Genomic DNA, 15,261 nt, shown 5'->3' on the forward strand with positions numbered 1-15,261 from the left:
AAGAAGCCTTATCGATACACGGTTAAAAGTTAAATTGTCTGAGGATTCCGACTGGGATCGAATAGAAGATAATAGTCTTATGCGAGGTTCTCAGAAGAAATGGGATCATATTTTGGCTAGAACTTTTTTAAGACCGCGCGACGTCATTAGTTTTTTAAACTCTAGTCTTGATGAATTTAAAAAAAGAAATCAAAATGACAATGCCCTTACGAATAAAGATATTGTTAATTCAAGAAACGAATACTCTCTTTATCTGAAAAGAGAATTAGATGACGAAATAGTTCCTCATTGGCCTCTCTGGGAAGAAGCTCTGCAAGCTTGCTCGGCGATTTCGACGCTTACTTTTGATAGATCAGATTTTGTCAAAGAATACGACAGAAGAAAAACGAAAAAAAATGAGATAAACTCAGCTGAAGCACTTGCCTTGCTCTATAGATTTTCAGTGATCGGATATGAGAGACGTAGTGGATATGGAGGCTCTTCGTGGGCTTTCCAATACACAGACCCAGAAGCGGGTTGGGATAATGGAGCAGCAAGATTTAAGGTGCATTTGGGACTCAAAGAATATGCTAAGTTGCGGGAGGTAAGGCAGTAGAATTAAAATATTATGCAGCGCAAATAACAATAAATACTTGCGCTGCAACAAGTTCTATTTATTTTTCACATTCATCGCCACCGTATATTCATCCGCCCGCGCCTCGTAGGTTAGCCCGCCGCGCATCGCCCAGATGTTCTTCTGCATGTGCAGCGTGATCAGCCCCACATCCTCCATGGCCACGCGCATCGCCTGCTTGAAGATGTCCTCGCGCTTCTCGTCATCCGCCGTGCGCAGGCCCTCCTCCACCAGCCGGTCCACCTCCTTGTTGGAGTAGCCGCTGAAGTTGACGGTGCCGAACCCCTTCTCGGGGATGCGCGTCGTCAGGTTGCCGCGCAGCGCCGAGGAGGGCTCGCCTGAGGTCGCCCAGCCGATCAGCATCGCCGACATGTCGTTCCGCGCCTGGCGCTGCGCCAGCACGGAGAAGGGCATGGCGTCCACCGTGGTCTTCACCCCGATGCGCTGCCACATCTGGCCGATGGCCTGGATGATCTGCGCGTCGTTCACGTAGCGGTTGTTCGGCCCGATCAGCGTGATGCTGAAGCCGTTGGGGAAGCCCGCCTCGGCCAGCAGGGCGCGGGCGCGGTCGGGCTCGTAGGGCGGCGCCTTGATGTCCTCGGCCCAGCCATTGGCGCCGGGCGGCATCATCTGGCCGGAGGGCGTGCCGGCCCCCTGCATGATGCGGTCCACGATGGCCTGGCGGTTGATGCCGAGCGAGAGCGCCCGGCGCACCCGCACGTCGCGCAGCGGGTTGCGGTCCAGCTTCTCGCCGTTCGGCCCGGTCAGGTAGGGCGAGACGTCGTGCGCCGTGTCGATCTTGAGGTAGATGGCGCGCAGGCTCGGGATCTCGGAGAAGGCGATGCCCTGGGTGGCGCGCAGGCGCGGCGTGTCGGCCGGCGGCACCACGTCGATCAGCTGCACGTCGCCCGAGAGCAGCGCCGCCACGCGCACGCCGTCATTGCTGATGAAGCGGTAGGTCACCTGGCGCCAGTCCGGCTTCTCGCCCCAGTACTCCTCGTTGCGGGTCATCACCACGCGGTCGTCGGGGGTGAAGCTCTGCAGCCGGAACGGGCCGGTGCCGACGATCGCGCGGCCGTTGTTGAAGTCGCCCGTGCCGGCGGTCTCCATCGTCTTGGAGATGATGAAGACGTTGTTCAGGTCCTGCGGCAGCAGCGGATAGACCGAGGCGGTCTTGAAGCGGATGGTGTGCGGGTCCACCACCTCGTGCCCGATGATGGCGCGGGTGTAGATGGAGAAGGAGCCCGGGCTGTTCACCACGGCGGGGATGCGCTTGAGGGTGGCCACCACGTCCTCGGCGGTGAACTCGTGCCCGTCGCTGAACTTCACGCCCTTCCGCAGCTTGAACTCCCAGGTCGTGTCGTCGAGCATCGACCAGGATTCGGCAAGGCCCGGCTCCAGCTGCGCCTTGGCGTTGCGGGAGACGAGCTTATCGAAGAAGTGCTCGGCCACCATGTTGTTGGGGGAGAGCGTGTGGTAGTGCGGGTCCAGCGAGCTGGGCGGGGCGGCGACGGCCAGGCTCAGCGTGTCCGCCCCTTGGGCGGCGGCGGGGGTGGCGCCGGGCAGGGCGCCGCCGGCCAGGGCCAGGGCCGTGCCGGCCAGCAGGGCCCGGCGGCGCAGGAAGGCGCGGTTGGCTGTGCTTTGCATGTCAGGCGTCTCTCCAGAGGAAGCGGTGGCCATGGGAGGTGGTGACGTGGTGGCGGGCAGTCCCTGTGCGTCGCCTTGTGGCCGGCGATCGGCCATGATTGCCGCATGCCGGGAAGGGATGCGTCAACGCCTTCCTGGCCAGGATGCCGACATTCCGCGCGGCCGCCGCCGGACGGGGAGAGGATGAGCAACGTCAACGCCTTCGAGGGCCGGCCGGAGAAGCTGGCCCGCTGGGACACGCGCTATATCGGCCTGGCGCACCACATCGCGCAGTGGTCGAAGGACCCGCGCGCCAAGGTGGGGGCGGTGCTGGTGAACCAGCCGCGGGCGCGCATCGTCGCCACCGGCTTCAACGGCTTCCCCTCCAATGTGGAGGACAGCGCCGAGCGGCTGCAGGACAAGGCCACCAAGCTGCGCATGATGGTGCATGCCGAGCAGAACGCGCTGCTCCACGCCGGCCACGACGCGCGCGGCTGCGATGCCTATGTGGTGGGCAAGCCGGTGTGCAACACCTGCGCCACGCTGCTGATCCAGGCGGGGGTGAGGCGCGTGGTGGCCGCCGCCCCGCGCGAGGGCACCGCCTCCTACTGGGACCGGGTGGGGCTGCTTTCCATCGCCATGCTGCGGGAGGCGGGGGTGGAGTTCACCCCCATCAGCGGCGACCAGCTCGACGCGCTGGGCCTCAACCGGGAGGAGGCGCGCGCGGCGGAGGACCCGCTTGCCACCCTCCAGGCGGAGTTCGATTTCGGCGCGGGGGTGGCCTTCCCGCGGCCGGGCGGCGGGGAGGGCGGCGGCTGATCAGTCGTGGCGGAACTCGGGCATCTGCCGCAGCGTCTCCTCCGTCGCCCCCGGCAGCACCCAGCGCTCGCTGTGCTGCAGGCGGCTGAAGGGCACGGCCACCAGCCGCTCCCCCATGCCGAGGAAGCCGCCCGTCCCGATGACGACGGTGATGCCGCCTTCGGGGGTGAAGATCAGGTCCTCCACCTTGCCGAGGACGTTGTTCTCCGAGCTGGCGATGTCGGCGCCCAGGAGGCGGCTGGCGCGCCAGCGCCCGCCATCGAGGGAGCGGGTGGCGTTGCCCGGCAGGGGCACGCTCCGCTCCGGCGTCATGTCGCCGGGCGCCACGCTGGCGGCGGGGTTGACGCGGCCGCCGGGGCCTTCCGTTTCCGGGCCCTGGGTGCGGCTGTCCCGCGTGTGGGGGCCCTGGGGCTGGCCGCCCTGCGGCTCGCCGGTCCCGCTCTGGCCGCTGGGGGCCTGGGGGCTTTGGTTGCCCTGGCCGGCCGGGGGCTGGCCAGGCTGTTCCGGCGCGGCGGCCGGAGCCGGAGCGGGAGCCGGAGCCGGGGAGGGCGTTGGAGCGGGGGCCGGAGCCTGGGCGAAAGCGGGGGCGGCGCCCAGCAGCGCGAGGGTGGCCAGCAGCGGAAGCGGAGAGCGGGGGGTCATGCCTCTAGCCTCTGTGTCGCGGAATTCGGGGGTCGCGGAATTCGGGGGTCGCGGAGTTCGGGGGTCGCGGGTGTCCGGGCGGGGGATGGCTCCACAACCCGGCGGGGCGGCCCCGGGTTTCGGGCCGGCGCGCTCCCCGCGGGCGGCGCGTGGCAGGGCTGCGCCGGGTAGGTTTTGTCGCAGGCGCGCGCTATATGCGCTTTTTTCGCCAGGGGTTGATCGAGTGAGCGCGTCGGAGCAGATGGAAACCGTGGCCAGCGAGACCGCCACCGAGGCCGGGCGCCGGCGCACCTTTGCCATCATCGCCCACCCCGATGCCGGCAAGACCACCCTGACCGAGCAGCTCCTGCTGCTGGGCGGCGCCATCCAGATCGCGGGCGCCGTGCGCGCCAAGGGCGAGCGGCGGCGGACCCGCTCGGACTGGATGAAGATCGAGCAGGACCGCGGCATCTCGGTCGCGACCTCGGTGATGACCTTCGAATATGCCGGCCAGGTGTTCAACCTGCTGGACACGCCGGGCCACGAGGACTTCTCCGAGGACACCTACCGCACCCTCTCGGCGGTGGACGCGGCGGTGATGGTGATCGACGCCGCCAAGGGCATCGAGGCGCAGACCCGCAAGCTGTTCGAGGTCTGCCGGATGCGCGACATCCCCATCGTCACCTTCATCAACAAGATGGACCGCGAGGCCAGAGAGCCGCTGGAGCTGCTCGACGAGATCGAGAAGACGCTCGCGCTCGACGTGACGCCGGCCACCTGGCCGGTGGGCTCGGGCGGCACCTTCGCGGGCGTCTATGACCGGCACGACAACAGCCTGCGCCTGATCGCCGAGGGCGGCGAGCGGCGCGAGGCGCTGGAGGGGCCGGAGGATGCGCGCATCGACGCGCTGCTGCCGCACGGCCAGGGCGACGTGCTGCGGGAAGGCATGGAGCTGGCCTCCGTCTATCCCGAGTTCGCGCTGGAAAGCTTCCGCGAGGGGCACCTGACGCCGGTCTATTTCGGCTCGGCACTGCGCGGCTTCGGGGTGCGCCACCTGCTGGACGGCCTCGCCCAGTTCGCGCCCCCCCCCTCCGCCCGCCGCGCCGACACGCGGGTGGTGGCGCCGGAGGAGGAGAAGCTCACCGGCTTCGTCTTCAAGATCCAGGCCAACACCGACCTCAACCACCGCGACCGCGTGGCCTTCCTGCGCATCTGCTCGGGCAAGCTGCGCAAGGGCGCCCGGCTGAGGCAGGTGCGCACCGGCAAGAGCATCCCCGTCAACGCGCCGCTGTTCTTCTTCGCCAAGGAGCGGCAGGTGGCGGAGGAGGCCTGGCCGGGCGACGTGGTGGGCATCGCCAACCACGGCGTGCTGCGCATCGGCGACACGCTGACCGATGGCGAGGCGCTGAACTTCCGCGGCGTGCCCTCCTTCGCGCCCGAGATCCTGCGCCGCGTGCGGCTCGACGACCCGATGCTGGCCAAGAAGCTGCGCAAGGCGCTCGACCAGCTCGCCGATGAGGGCGTGGTGCAGGTGTTCCGCCCGCTGGACGGCAGCCAGCCGGTGGTGGGCGTGGTCGGCCAGCTCCAGCTCGACGTGCTGAGCAGCCGCATCCAGGCGGAATACGGGGTGCACATCACCTTCGAGAGCACCTCCTGGTCCACCATGCGCTGGGTGGCGCCGAAGGAGGACGGGCCGCAGGACCGCGCGGCGCTGGACCGCTTCCTGCGCACCGCGCCGAGCCAGATGGCCGAGGACCACGACAATGAGCCCGTGGCCTTCTTCAGCTCGGAATGGGGCCGCAAGCGCGCCGAGGAGGAGTGGCCGCAGCTGAGGTTCCTGGCGCTGCGCGAGCAGCACGGGGTGGAGCAGGCCGCCCCCGCCGCCTGAGCCGGCGCCGGCGCGCCGGCCTTTCCGGCCGCTCTCCCGCGCCCGGCCCGCCAGAGGAGCGGCCGAGGCGCAGCTTCATGTTTCGAATCCGGAACGAGACATGCTATGTCCCACCCGGTGGAGGCGCGCTGACGGGAGGGCGGGCGGCATGGTGGCGCGGGAGGGCGGGACCGACAGGCTGTGGGCGGTGGCCGAGGCCTATGAGCCCTATGTCGGACGCTGGAGCCGGCGGGTCGCGGCGGTGTTTCTCGACCAGCTCGGCGTCGCGCCGGGTGCCCGCTGGGTGGATGTCGGCTGCGGCACCGGGGCGCTCACCGGCGCCATCCTCGGCCGCTGCGACCCGCTCTCGGTGGTGGGGATCGACCGGTCGGAGGCCTTCCTGGCCTATGCCCGGCACCGGCTGCCCGATCCGCGCCTCACCTTCCGCCAGGGCGATGCCCAGGCGCTGCCGGTCCCCGATGCGGGCTGCGACGCGGTGGTGAGCGGGCTGGCGCTGAACTTCGTGCCGGACCAGCCGCGGGCGGTGGCGGAGATGCGCCGCGTCCTGCCGCCGGGCGGGCGCGGCGCCGCCTATGTCTGGGACTATGCCGAGGGCATGCAGATGATGCGCCGGTTCTGGGACGCCGCCGCCGCGCTGGACCCGGCGGGCGCCAGCGAGCGGGACGAGGCGCTGCGCTTCGCGCTCTGCCGCCCGGAGCCGCTGCGGACGCTGTTCGAGGGGGGCGGGTTCCATGGCGTGTCGGTGGCGGCCATCGAGGTGCCGACCGTGTTCCGCGACTTCGAGGACTACTGGACGCCGTTTCTCGGCGGGGGCGCGCCCGCGCCGGCCTATTGCCTGTCGCTCGGCGAGGGGCGCCGGGCGGCGCTGCGGGAGCGGCTGCGCGCTTCCCTGCCCGTGGCGCCCGATGGCAGCATCCGCCTCTCGGCCCGCGCCTGGATGGTGCGGGGGACCGCCTGAGCGGCCGCCCCCTCCCGGGCCGGGATGGGCGGCCCCGCCGGGCCGCTTCCCCGCTGGCGCCCGCTCTCAGCCAGTGGCGGCGGCGCCGGCCGTGGCGGGCGGCGCGGCGTCCCGCGGGAGGCGGTTCATCCGCCATTGCCGCTGCACCTCCTCGTTCACCGCCCCCGCCGTCTGGCCCGGGGAAACGACGACCACCGCGCCGTTCAGGCGGAAGCGGTAGGGCACGTTGTGGCGGTTCGCCTTTTCCACGCAGCGGTTGATGATGTGGGGCAGGTAGTCGGTTTCCGCCGTGGGGTAGTCCTCCACATGGTCGCCCATGGCCGCCTCCCTTTGTTGCGGCGGACAGCCTAGCCAGGCGCGGCGGCGGGGCCGTTCAGATCTTGGCGAGCATCGGCCGCGAGCAGCCTCTCGATCTCGCTCCGCAGCTTCTCCGGCGCCGTGGCGGGGGCGAAGCGGCCCGCCACCCGGCCCTGGCGGTCGATCAGGAACTTGGTGAAGTTCCACTTGATGGCCTCGGTGCCCAGCACCCCCGGCTTCTGCGCCTTGAGGTGGCGGAACAGCGGGTGCGCGCCCTCGCCATTCACCTCCACCTTGGCGAAAAGGGGGAAGGTGGCGTTGAAGCGCGTCTCGCAGAACTGCGCGATGCTGGCCTCGTCGCCCGGCTCCTGGCCGCCGAACTGGTTGCAGGGGAAGGCCAGCACGCTGAAGCCGCGCGGCCCGTAGTCGCGCTGCAGCGCCTCCAGCCCCGCATATTGCGGCGTGAAGCCGCAGGCGCTGGCGGTGTTGACCACCAGCAGCACCTGGCCCGCGAACTCGGCGAGCGGCGTTTCGCGCCCATCGGCCCGGCGCGCGGAAAAGGCGGAAAGGGGCGGTGCGGCCATGCGCGGTGTCTCCTGGAGCGGGATGATCGTCGGGCGCTCATATATGGCGCCGGCGCCGGCGCGCATCCCGGCCTTCCGCTTCCCCAGGCCTTCTGCTTCCCCGTGGCCTACTTCCCTCCCTGCCGGGTGATGTAGATGGCGCTGCCCACGATCAGCGCGGCCCCCGCCAGCAGCCAGCCATCGACCGCCTCGGCGAAGAGCAGCGCGCCGGCCGCGGCGGCGAAGATCAGCCGCACATAGGAGATGGGCGCCACCGCCGAGGCATCGGCCAGGCGCAGCGCGTTGATCCAGAGGTGCATCCCCGCCGGGCCGAGCAGCCCCGCCCCCACCAGGAGGAGGAAGTTGGTCCAGCCCGGCCAGGCGAGGCCCGGCAGCGCCAGGGGCAGCGTGCCGGCCGTGGCGATCAGGCCGATATAGAGCATGATCGTCTCGGTGCGCTCGGTGCGGGCCAGGGCCTTGGTGGTCAGCACGATGCCGGCGCCGAACAGCGCCGAGCCGAGCGAGGCGGCCAGCGGCCAGCCGATGGGCAGCACGCCCGGCCGCACCACCAGCAGCACGCCGAGGAAGCCCGCCAGCGTGGCCATCCAGCGCCGGCGGCCCACGCGCTCGCGCAGCAGCGGGCCGGCCAGGGCGGTGACGAACAGCACGGAGGTGAAGGACAGCACCGTGGCGGTGGCCAGCGGCAGCCGCGCGAAGCCCACATAGTAGAGCCCCCAGCTGACGAAGCTGAGCACGCCGCGCAGCCCCTGCATCAGCGGCTGGCGGGTGCGCAGCAGCCCCATCCCCTCGCGGCTCCAGGCGGGCAGCACCCAGGCGACCTGCCCCAGCGTGCGCGCCAGCAGGATGGTGGCGACGGGCACCTCCGTCATGAGCTTCACCAGCACCGTCTCCAGGTTGAAGACGAAGGCGGCGATGGTGGCGAGCAGCGCGGCGCGCAGCAGCGGGGAGGGCGGTGCCGCGGCCAGGGGCGGCGGGCTCACCGGCGGCGCGCCTCGGCCACGCTCACCAGCACGGCGCCGGCCAGCACCACGGCGGCGCCCGCCCAGGCCATGCCGTCCGGCGCCTCGGCGTAGAGCAGCCAGCCGGCGCCCGCCAGCACCGGCAGCCGCAGGTACTGGAAGGGCGCGACGGCCGAGGCCTCGCCGGCGCGGAAGGCCTCGGTGGTCAGCCACAGGATGCCGGGCGTCACCAGCCCCAGCAGCGCCAGCCCCGCCAGGTCCACGCCGCCGAGCGGCCGCCACTGCCACAGCGCCAGCGGCAGGGTGCCGATCGAGGTGATGATGCCGACCCAGCCGATGATGGTGAGCGTGCCCTCGGAGCGCGTCAGCACGCGCGAGGAGAGGGTGATGCCGCACCAGGTGGCCGCCGCCCCCAGCGCCACCGCGACACCGGGGAGGGAGGTTCCCGCCCCCGTCCCTTCCCACGGCCGCAGCATCGCCGCGATGCCGGCCAGCCCCACCAGCGTGCCCGCCCAGCGCGCGGCGCCCACCCGCTCGCGCAGCACGGGGCCGGCCAGCAGGGTGGTGAACATGACGTTGGTGAAGGACAGCACCGTGGCGGTGGCGAGGTCGAGCAGCGTCAGCGAGACATAGTAGAGGCCCCAGGTGAGCAGCGAGCAGACGCCGCGCAGCGCGTGCAGCGCGGGCCGCGCCGTGCGCAGCACGCCGGGGCCGGCGGCCAGCAGCGCCGGCGCCACCCAGACGACCTGCCCCAGGCAGCGGAACAGCAATTGCGTGGAGAGGGGGATGCCGCGGGCGGTGAGCCAGCGGATCATCAATGCCTCATAGGCGAAGAGCAGCGCCGCGCCGGCCATCAGGGCGGCGCCGCGCAAATTGCCGGGCAGGGTCATGACGCGGGCCACAATGGCCGCAAGTGGCGGGCGCCAAAAGGGGCGGGGCGCGGGAATCCGCCAGGGCGGCGCCTGCCGCGCGCCGGGAAGCGGGGGCGGGGGGCGGGTTGACGCCTCCCGGCGCCGCGCCCAGCTTGCCCGGCTGGCAGCCCGGCGGGCGGAAGAAGGGGAATCGGTCATGGCCCTCAAGCAGGCCCTCAAGCAGGACAGCGCGGCGGCGGACGGGATGGCGGGGCCGGTCCTGGTGTGGGGGGCGGGCGCCATCGGCGGCACGGTGGGGGCGGCGCTGGTGCGCGCCGGCCATGCCGTGGTGTTCGTGGACATCGAGGCGGAACATGTGGCCGCCATCCGCGACCCGGCGCGCGGCCTGGCGATCGAGGGGCCGCTGGAGAACTACACGGTCCACGCGCCCGCCTTCACGCCCGAGGCGCTGCGCGGCCGCTTCCGCCGCGTGCTGCTCTGCGTCAAGGCGCAGCACACCGAGGCCGCGGCGCGCGCCCTGCTGCCGCACCTGGCCGAGGACGGCTTCGTGGTGTCCCTGCAGAACGGGCTGTGCGAGCCGATCATCGCCCACGTGGTGGGGGAGGCGCGCACCGTCGGCGCCTTCGTCAACTTCAGCGCGGACTGGCTGGGGCCGGGGCGGGTGCTGTATGGCGGGCGCGGCGCCGTGGTGCTGGGCGAGCTGGACGGCACGGAAACGCCGCGGCTGGAGGCGCTGCACCGGCTGCTGCGGGTGTTCGAGCCCGACGCCATCACCACCCCCAACCTCGCGGGCTATCTCTGGGGCAAGCTCGGCTATGGCGCGCTGCTCTTCGCCCAGGCGGTGGGGGAGAAGGGCATCGCCGACTGCCTGGAGCGCGCGGAGCTGCTGCCGCTGTGGCGGGCGCTCGGCGGCGAGGTGATGCGCGTGGCGGCGGCCGAGGGCGTGGTGCCGCGCGGCTTCAACGGCTTCGACCCCGCGGCCTTCGCCCCCGGCGGGACGGAGGCGGCGGCGCGGGCCAGCGTGGCGGCGATGGTCGCCTTCAACCGCCCCAACGCCAAGACCCATTCCGGCATCTGGCGCGACCTGTGGGTGCGCCGCCGCACCACCGAGGTGGACGCGCAGCTCGCCCCCGTGGCCGAGGCGGGGCGCCGCCACGGCATCCCCACCCCCGCGCTGGACCGGCTGATCGGCCAGGTCCACGAATGCGAGCGCGGCACCCGCGCCATGAGCGACGCCAACCTGCTGGAGATGCTGCCCGCATGAACATCCGCTTCGACAATGTGGTGGTCGCCGTCACCGGCGCCGGCCACGGCTTCGGCCGCGTCATCGCGCGGGACTTCGCGGCGATGGGCGCGCGCGTCTTCGCCTGCGACCTCTCGGCCGGGGAGCTGGCCGAGACCGCCGGCGCGCGCGGCATCGCGACCGAGGCCTTCGACCTCACCGCCCCCGGCGCCGCGCGCGACTGGATCGGCCGCGTCTCGGCGGCGGCGGGTGCCCCCGTGGGCGTGCTGGTGGCCAATGCGGGCGGCGTGCGCGGCCAGGTGATGCGCCCTGTGGACGAGGTGCCGGAAGCCGACTGGCACGCCATCTTCGACATCAACCTGCATGCCTGCTTCAACCTCTGCGCCGCCGCCGCGCCGGGGATGAAGCAGGCCGGGCGGGGCGCCATCGTCACCATCTCCTCGGGCGCCGGGCTGCAGCGCAGCCTGACCGGCATCCAGGCCTATTGCGCCGCCAAGCACGGGCTGGTGGGGCTGACGCGGCAGCTGGCGCATGAGCTCGGGCCGCACGGCATCCGGGTCAACTCGGTGGCGCCGGGCTTCATCCCCTCCAACCCCGCCTCCATCGCCCAGTTCGAGAGCTATGGCGCCGAGGGGCAGCGGCGGCTGGTGGAGGGCATCGCGCTGCGCCGGCTCGGCGAGGCGCAGGACATCGCCGACGCCGTGACCTTCCTGGCCAGCGACCGCGCCAAGTGGATCAGCGGCCAGATCCTCAGCGTGGATGGCGGAAAATAGGCCGGAGCGCCGCCGCGCCTCGCATTTAATGAGGCCTGTCACGAAAACTTGGCATTAAGCCGCGTTAATGACCGATATAGAAGCTGATGCTGCCCGGCGGCCGGCGCCAGGGGCATCTCTCCTCCTGGCCTGTCCCCTGGTTCCGGGCGGCGAAAGGCGCCCGGCAAGCATCATGGAAAGGAGCGGCGAACCTGATGAGATCGGCGAGGAACGGCGCGGCCAGGGGGATCCGCTTCGCGGATTTCGACCATACCCTGTTTGCCTGCAACAGCACCGAGCTGTTCATCGCCTCCTGCAAGCCGGTCCTGCTGGTGGCCGTGCTGGACCTGCTCATCCGCCGCTGCGTGCCCTGGCAGCTGGTCGGGCTCCAGCAGTGGTTCCGGCTGCGGGACTTCGCCTGCTGCTTCTGCATCCTGCTGCTGATGCCCTGGAACCTGCTGATCTGGCGGCGCGCCGCGCCCGGGCTGTATGCGCGGCTGGAAAGCGCCGCGGTGGCGGAGCGGCTGCGCCGGGCCGACCCGCGCGACGTCGTCATCGTCTCCTTCGGCATGACCTTCGTGATCCGCCACCTGCTGCGCGGCAGCCCCTGGCAGGATTGCCGGCTGATCGCCACGCCATGGCTGCCGGGGTGGCGCCACTTCCGCAGCGGCAAGCTGCACCTGGTGGCGCCGCATTTCAGCGCGGCCGAGATCGCCCGCGCCTGGTTCATCACCGATTCCCGCGATGACGGCGACCTGCTGGCGGCGGTGGGGGAGGGGGAGCTGATCACCCCCCAGGGCGAGCCCTTCCGCGCCTCGGAGCGGCTCTACCTGCCGCTGCGCTACACCGCCGCGGCCAAGTACACGCGCTCCTATGTGCTCGACCAGATCCTGCTGGTGGACATCCTGCTGCTGGCGCTCAGCCTCGGCACCAGCCCGGATGCGCTGCTGGCGGCGCTGTGCTGCGTGCCCTTCCTGACCCTGTCGCTGATGTGCGTCTACGAGATCGGCTACTACGAGAACGACATGGTGGCCGCGCGAAAGGAGAAGTCGCCGACGCTGCGGTGCGAGGCGGCGAACTTCCGCGACTTCCCGATCGAGCCCAATGCCTGGATCTGGGCGGCGGCGAGCGGCGCGGCGGGGCTGGCCATGGCGCATGGGATGGGGCTGCTCGGGCCGCTCGGCCTCGGCCTCGGCGGGGCGTGCTGGGCCGCCATGCTGCTGGCGCAGCGCGCGGTCTTCTACCTCTACAACCGCCGCACGCCGAAATCCCGGATGCTGCTCTATCCGGTGCTCAACATGCTGAAGTTCGCGCCGGTCTTCGTGCTGATGCCGCCCACCAAGCTGGGCGTGGTGCTGGCCCTCAGCCAGGTGATGACGATGTGGGCTGTCTACATCACCTACCGCCATGGCGGCGACCACACCAAGATCCGCAAGGAAAGCCTGCGGCTGGTGCTGTTCGGCATCGGCGTCGTGCTGCTGCTCAGCAGCGCCCCCCTTGCCGGTCTGGGCGGCGGGTTCCAGCTCGGCATGATCACGGCCTGGCTGCTGCTGCGGCTGGGCAAGGCACCGATCCTGGCGGCGCGGGCCCGCCGCCGGCCGGAAGGGTCGCTGCTGGTGGCCCGCCAGGGCTCCTGATCGGCGCTCCTGATCCGGGCTCCGGATCGGGGCTCCAGAGCCGCGCGGCGCTTCCGGATCTCCCCGAAGGGCTCCCCCGGAAGCCCGCCCTCCGGGGAAGGGGCTGCCTCAGACGCTGGCCAGCAGCCCGGCGAAGAGCCGCGCGCGCGGCACCAGGCTGTCGATCAGCAGGTGCTCCTGCAGGGTGTGGATGCCCGCCCCCCGAACGCCGAGCCCGTCCAGCGTGGGGATGCCCATGGCGCCGGTGAAGTTGCCGTCCGAGCCGCCGCCGGCGCTCTGGTGGCTGATCGCGAAGCCGAGCTTCGCCGCCAGCCCCTGGGCGGTGCGATAGAGGCCCATGGTGCTGGCATCCGGCTCCCAGACCGGCCGGGTGACGCCGCGGCGCACCTCGAGCCGCACGTCGTCGGCGCTGGCGGACAGGGCCAGCATCCGCTCCACCGCATGGTCGAGGTCCTCCTGCCGCTTGGCCATGGTCAGCGCCTCGGCGTCGCAATGGGTGGCGACGCAGTTGACCCATTGCCCGCCATGCAGCACGCCCACCGAGAAGGTGCAGGCCTCGGTGGTCATCGCCTCGATGGCCAGCACCTGGCGGCACATCTCGCGGATCGCGCTGCGCCCGTCGGACAGGGCGGAGCCCGCGTGGCTCGGGCGGCCCGTGGTGCGGAGGTTGAAGCGGGCGATGGCGTAGCGCCCCGTCACCACCCCGCCATCGGGGCGGGCGGGCTCGGGCACCAGCACCACCTCGTGCCGTGCCGCCTCGGCCTCGATCAGGTCGCGCGTCGAGGGGCTGCCGATCTCCTCGTCGCTGGTCAGCAGGAAGGTGACGGGCCGGCGCGTCGCGATGCCGGCCTGCATCATCGCCGCCACGGCCTGCAGGGCGATGAAGGTGCCGCCCTTCATGTCGCAGATGCCGGGGCCGAAGGCGCGGTCGCCCTCGACGCGGAAGGGCAGGGCGCCCAGCGTGCCGACGGGGTGGACGGTGTCGAGATGCGCCAGCACCAGGATGCCGCCCTCCATCTCGCCATCGGGGTGCGGGAAGCGGGCGCGCACGCAGTCGCCGAGGCCCATCCGGCCGGGAATGCGCTCGACCCGCGCGCCGAGCACGGCGAGGTCGCGCGCCGCCAGCGACATCATGCGGTTGACGGCAGCGGCGTCGAAGGTCGGGCTTTCGCACTCCACCCAGGGGCGCAGCCCCTCCAGCAGGGACGCGGCCTCGAAGGGCAGCGCCAGGGCGCGCTGCGCCTCGGGCTGGTCGGCGTGGGTCTCGGTGGCGTCCATGGGGCGGATCTCTCCCGGCTGCGTGGGGCATGAAGGGCCGGGCAGGGTGCGGTGGGGTGGGAAAGGTGGCAAGGGGGGAGACGGCCGGGCGCGGCGCCCCCGCCGCCTCCACCGCGCCATGATGCATCCCGCGCCGTCCCTGCTAAACATGGCCGCCGATGACCGAACCTTCTCCCCCCCGCCGGATCGCCCCGCAGACCGGCCCGCATCTGTGGCTCGGCAGCAGCCTGAGCCCGGCCGACTGGATGCTGCCGCTCGGCGGCGGCATCGCGGCCGAGATCGAGGCGGCGCTCGCCATTCCGGGCACGCCCCTGACGCGGCTGGACCCGCTGCTGGCGCAGCTGGCCGAGCGGCTGGCGCATGGGCTGGGCTTCGCGCTGCTGCGCGGGCTGCCGCTGCCGGCCGGGCCGGCGGCGCTGCTTGGCCTGCTGGGCAGCCGCATGGGCCGCGCCGTGCACGCCCCGCTGCCCGCCGGCCCCGCCGCCGGCCCTTGGCACACCGAGCCCTGCGACGCGCTGCTGCTGCTGTGCCGCGAGGCGGTGGAGGTGACGCTGCTTTCCGCCGCCGCCCTGCACAACGCGCTGCTGAAGAACGACCGCGCCGCGCTGGAGGTGCTCTACCGCCCCCTTCCTCACGCGCTGCCCTCCGCGCGGCCTGGCGCGCCGCCCGCGGGGCCGGAGCCTGGCGGGGCGCAGGGTGCGGTGCCCCCGGGAGAGCAGGGAGGGGAGCGGGAAGACCGCGGGGAGGAAGCGCCGGAGGAGGCCGACCTGTCGCCCGGGGTCGCGGAGGGGAGCCTGCCGGTCTTTGCCGTGACGGGCGGCGTGTTCGCCGCCCGCTGCGACCGCGCGGCGCTGGACGAGCGGGCCTGTGGCGGCGCGCTCGCGGCGCTCGACGATGCGGCGGCGACGCCCGGCCTGGCGCTGCGGCTGCCGCTGCGGCCGGGCGACCTGCTTTGCGTCAACCCCTTCCTGGTCTGGGCGTCCCGCATGCCCGGCCTTTCGGCGCTGCCCCTGGTGATGCCGAGCTCGCGCCTGTCGGACGGCCCCTTCATGGCGCTGCGCGACGCGGAGGCGTGAGGCGCCCGCGCGGCGCGGCGTGGCGGGCGGTGGGCCGC

The 15,261-nt window shown here is 71.6% G+C and carries 15 protein-coding genes; 8 read left to right on the forward strand and 7 right to left on the reverse strand.

The genetic code is table 11. From position 1 onward, the window contains the following. Positions 1–595 (forward strand): P-loop ATPase, Sll1717 family (locus CR162_RS22030; protein ID WP_218014887.1); only part of this gene is annotated, 595 nt, incomplete at its 5' end. Between the two features lie 54 nt (positions 596–649). On the opposite strand, the gene CR162_RS11850 is transcribed toward CR162_RS22030, so the two are convergent. Beyond that, positions 650–2,260, reverse strand: a complete 1,611-nt coding sequence (locus CR162_RS11850; protein ID WP_099095771.1) for an ABC transporter substrate-binding protein — start codon at positions 2,258–2,260, stop codon at positions 650–652. Between the two features lie 183 nt (positions 2,261–2,443). Here CR162_RS11850 and CR162_RS11855 point away from each other — a divergent pair, with 183 nt between their 5' ends. Beyond that, positions 2,444–3,058, forward strand: a complete 615-nt coding sequence (locus CR162_RS11855) for a deoxycytidylate deaminase (RefSeq protein ID WP_099095772.1) — start codon at positions 2,444–2,446, stop codon at positions 3,056–3,058. Here CR162_RS11855 and CR162_RS11860 read toward each other — a convergent pair whose 3' ends face one another. After that, positions 3,059–3,700 (reverse strand): PRC-barrel domain-containing protein, encoded by a 642-nt coding sequence (locus CR162_RS11860; protein ID WP_099095773.1) that lies wholly within the window; start codon positions 3,698–3,700, stop codon positions 3,059–3,061. 241 nt (positions 3,701–3,941) lie between these two features. On the opposite strand from CR162_RS11860, the gene CR162_RS11865 reads away from it, so the two are divergent. Together CR162_RS11865 and CR162_RS11870 are read left to right on the forward strand one after the other, a co-directional pair. Next, positions 3,942–5,567, forward strand: a complete 1,626-nt coding sequence (locus CR162_RS11865; protein WP_099095774.1) for a peptide chain release factor 3 — start codon at positions 3,942–3,944, stop codon at positions 5,565–5,567. A 148-nt stretch (positions 5,568–5,715) separates the two neighbouring features. After that, positions 5,716–6,525, forward strand: a complete 810-nt coding sequence (locus CR162_RS11870) for a class I SAM-dependent methyltransferase (protein ID WP_099095775.1) — start codon at positions 5,716–5,718, stop codon at positions 6,523–6,525. A gap of 66 nt (positions 6,526–6,591) precedes the next feature. On the opposite strand, the gene CR162_RS11875 is transcribed toward CR162_RS11870, so the two are convergent. The 4 genes from CR162_RS11875 to CR162_RS11890 all read right to left on the reverse strand — a co-directional run bounded on the left by CR162_RS11875 (position 6,592) and on the right by CR162_RS11890 (position 9,255). Then, entirely contained in the window at positions 6,592–6,843 is a 252-nt protein-coding gene (locus CR162_RS11875) for a hypothetical protein (RefSeq protein ID WP_099095776.1), read from the reverse strand. A 29-nt stretch (positions 6,844–6,872) separates the two neighbouring features. After that, positions 6,873–7,406, reverse strand: a complete 534-nt coding sequence (locus CR162_RS11880) for a glutathione peroxidase (protein WP_099095858.1) — start codon at positions 7,404–7,406, stop codon at positions 6,873–6,875. Between the two features lie 107 nt (positions 7,407–7,513). Further along, positions 7,514–8,386 (reverse strand): DMT family transporter, encoded by an 873-nt coding sequence (locus tag CR162_RS11885; RefSeq protein ID WP_245870301.1) that lies wholly within the window; start codon positions 8,384–8,386, stop codon positions 7,514–7,516. Further along, positions 8,383–9,255, reverse strand: coding sequence for a DMT family transporter (locus CR162_RS11890; protein ID WP_099095777.1), 873 nt, complete (start codon positions 9,253–9,255; stop codon positions 8,383–8,385). Before CR162_RS11890 ends, CR162_RS11885 begins: the two co-directional genes overlap by 4 nt. 178 nt (positions 9,256–9,433) lie before the next feature. On the opposite strand from CR162_RS11890, the gene CR162_RS11895 reads away from it, so the two are divergent. From CR162_RS11895 to CR162_RS11905, 3 genes are all read left to right on the forward strand, one after another. Then, positions 9,434–10,501 carry a ketopantoate reductase family protein gene (locus tag CR162_RS11895; protein ID WP_245870303.1) on the forward strand — a complete coding sequence of 356 codons (1,068 nt, stop codon included), beginning with the start codon at positions 9,434–9,436 and terminating at the stop codon, positions 10,499–10,501. Next, entirely contained in the window at positions 10,498–11,253 is a 756-nt protein-coding gene (locus CR162_RS11900; RefSeq protein ID WP_099095778.1) for an SDR family NAD(P)-dependent oxidoreductase, read from the forward strand. The genes CR162_RS11895 and CR162_RS11900 overlap by 4 nt, the downstream gene beginning before the upstream one ends. Positions 11,254–11,447: 194 nt before the next feature. After that, on the forward strand, positions 11,448–12,869 hold the full coding sequence (locus CR162_RS11905; RefSeq protein WP_099095779.1) for a hypothetical protein: 1,422 nt from the start codon (positions 11,448–11,450) through the stop codon (positions 12,867–12,869). 108 nt (positions 12,870–12,977) lie between these two features. On the opposite strand, the gene CR162_RS11910 is transcribed toward CR162_RS11905, so the two are convergent. Further along, entirely contained in the window at positions 12,978–14,147 is a 1,170-nt protein-coding gene (locus CR162_RS11910; protein ID WP_099095780.1) for a M20/M25/M40 family metallo-hydrolase, read from the reverse strand. A gap of 158 nt (positions 14,148–14,305) precedes the next feature. Between CR162_RS11910 and CR162_RS11915 the strand changes: the two genes are divergently transcribed. Next, a complete protein-coding gene (locus tag CR162_RS11915; protein ID WP_099095781.1) occupies positions 14,306–15,223 on the forward strand; it encodes a Fe(II)-2OG oxygenase family protein in 918 nt (305 codons plus the stop codon). Positions 15,224–15,261 lie beyond the last annotated feature (38 nt).

The sequence above is a fragment of the Teichococcus rhizosphaerae genome (genome assembly GCF_002631185.1).
Taxonomy (GTDB): Bacteria; Pseudomonadota; Alphaproteobacteria; order Acetobacterales; family Acetobacteraceae; genus Pseudoroseomonas; species Pseudoroseomonas rhizosphaerae.

Bases quoted from the DNA above. Each gene is read 5' to 3' on its own strand.
- CR162_RS11850 (WP_099095771.1), bottom strand. From the start codon at position 2,260: ATGCAAAGCACAGCCAACCGCGCCTTCCTGCGCCGCCGGGCCCTGCTG.
- CR162_RS11855 (WP_099095772.1), top strand. From the start codon at position 2,444: ATGAGCAACGTCAACGCCTTCGAGGGCCGGCCGGAGAAGCTGGCCCGC.
- CR162_RS11860 (WP_099095773.1), bottom strand. From the start codon at position 3,700: ATGACCCCCCGCTCTCCGCTTCCGCTGCTGGCCACCCTCGCGCTGCTG.
- CR162_RS11865 (WP_099095774.1), top strand. From the start codon at position 3,942: ATGGAAACCGTGGCCAGCGAGACCGCCACCGAGGCCGGGCGCCGGCGC.
- CR162_RS11870 (WP_099095775.1), top strand. From the start codon at position 5,716: ATGGTGGCGCGGGAGGGCGGGACCGACAGGCTGTGGGCGGTGGCCGAG.
- CR162_RS11875 (WP_099095776.1), bottom strand. From the start codon at position 6,843: ATGGGCGACCATGTGGAGGACTACCCCACGGCGGAAACCGACTACCTG.
- CR162_RS11880 (WP_099095858.1), bottom strand. From the start codon at position 7,406: ATGGCCGCACCGCCCCTTTCCGCCTTTTCCGCGCGCCGGGCCGATGGG.
- CR162_RS11890 (WP_099095777.1), bottom strand. From the start codon at position 9,255: ATGACCCTGCCCGGCAATTTGCGCGGCGCCGCCCTGATGGCCGGCGCG.
- CR162_RS11895 (WP_245870303.1), top strand. From the start codon at position 9,434: ATGGCCCTCAAGCAGGCCCTCAAGCAGGACAGCGCGGCGGCGGACGGG.
- CR162_RS11900 (WP_099095778.1), top strand. From the start codon at position 10,498: ATGAACATCCGCTTCGACAATGTGGTGGTCGCCGTCACCGGCGCCGGC.
- CR162_RS11905 (WP_099095779.1), top strand. From the start codon at position 11,448: ATGAGATCGGCGAGGAACGGCGCGGCCAGGGGGATCCGCTTCGCGGAT.
- CR162_RS11910 (WP_099095780.1), bottom strand. From the start codon at position 14,147: ATGGACGCCACCGAGACCCACGCCGACCAGCCCGAGGCGCAGCGCGCC.
- CR162_RS11915 (WP_099095781.1), top strand. From the start codon at position 14,306: ATGACCGAACCTTCTCCCCCCCGCCGGATCGCCCCGCAGACCGGCCCG.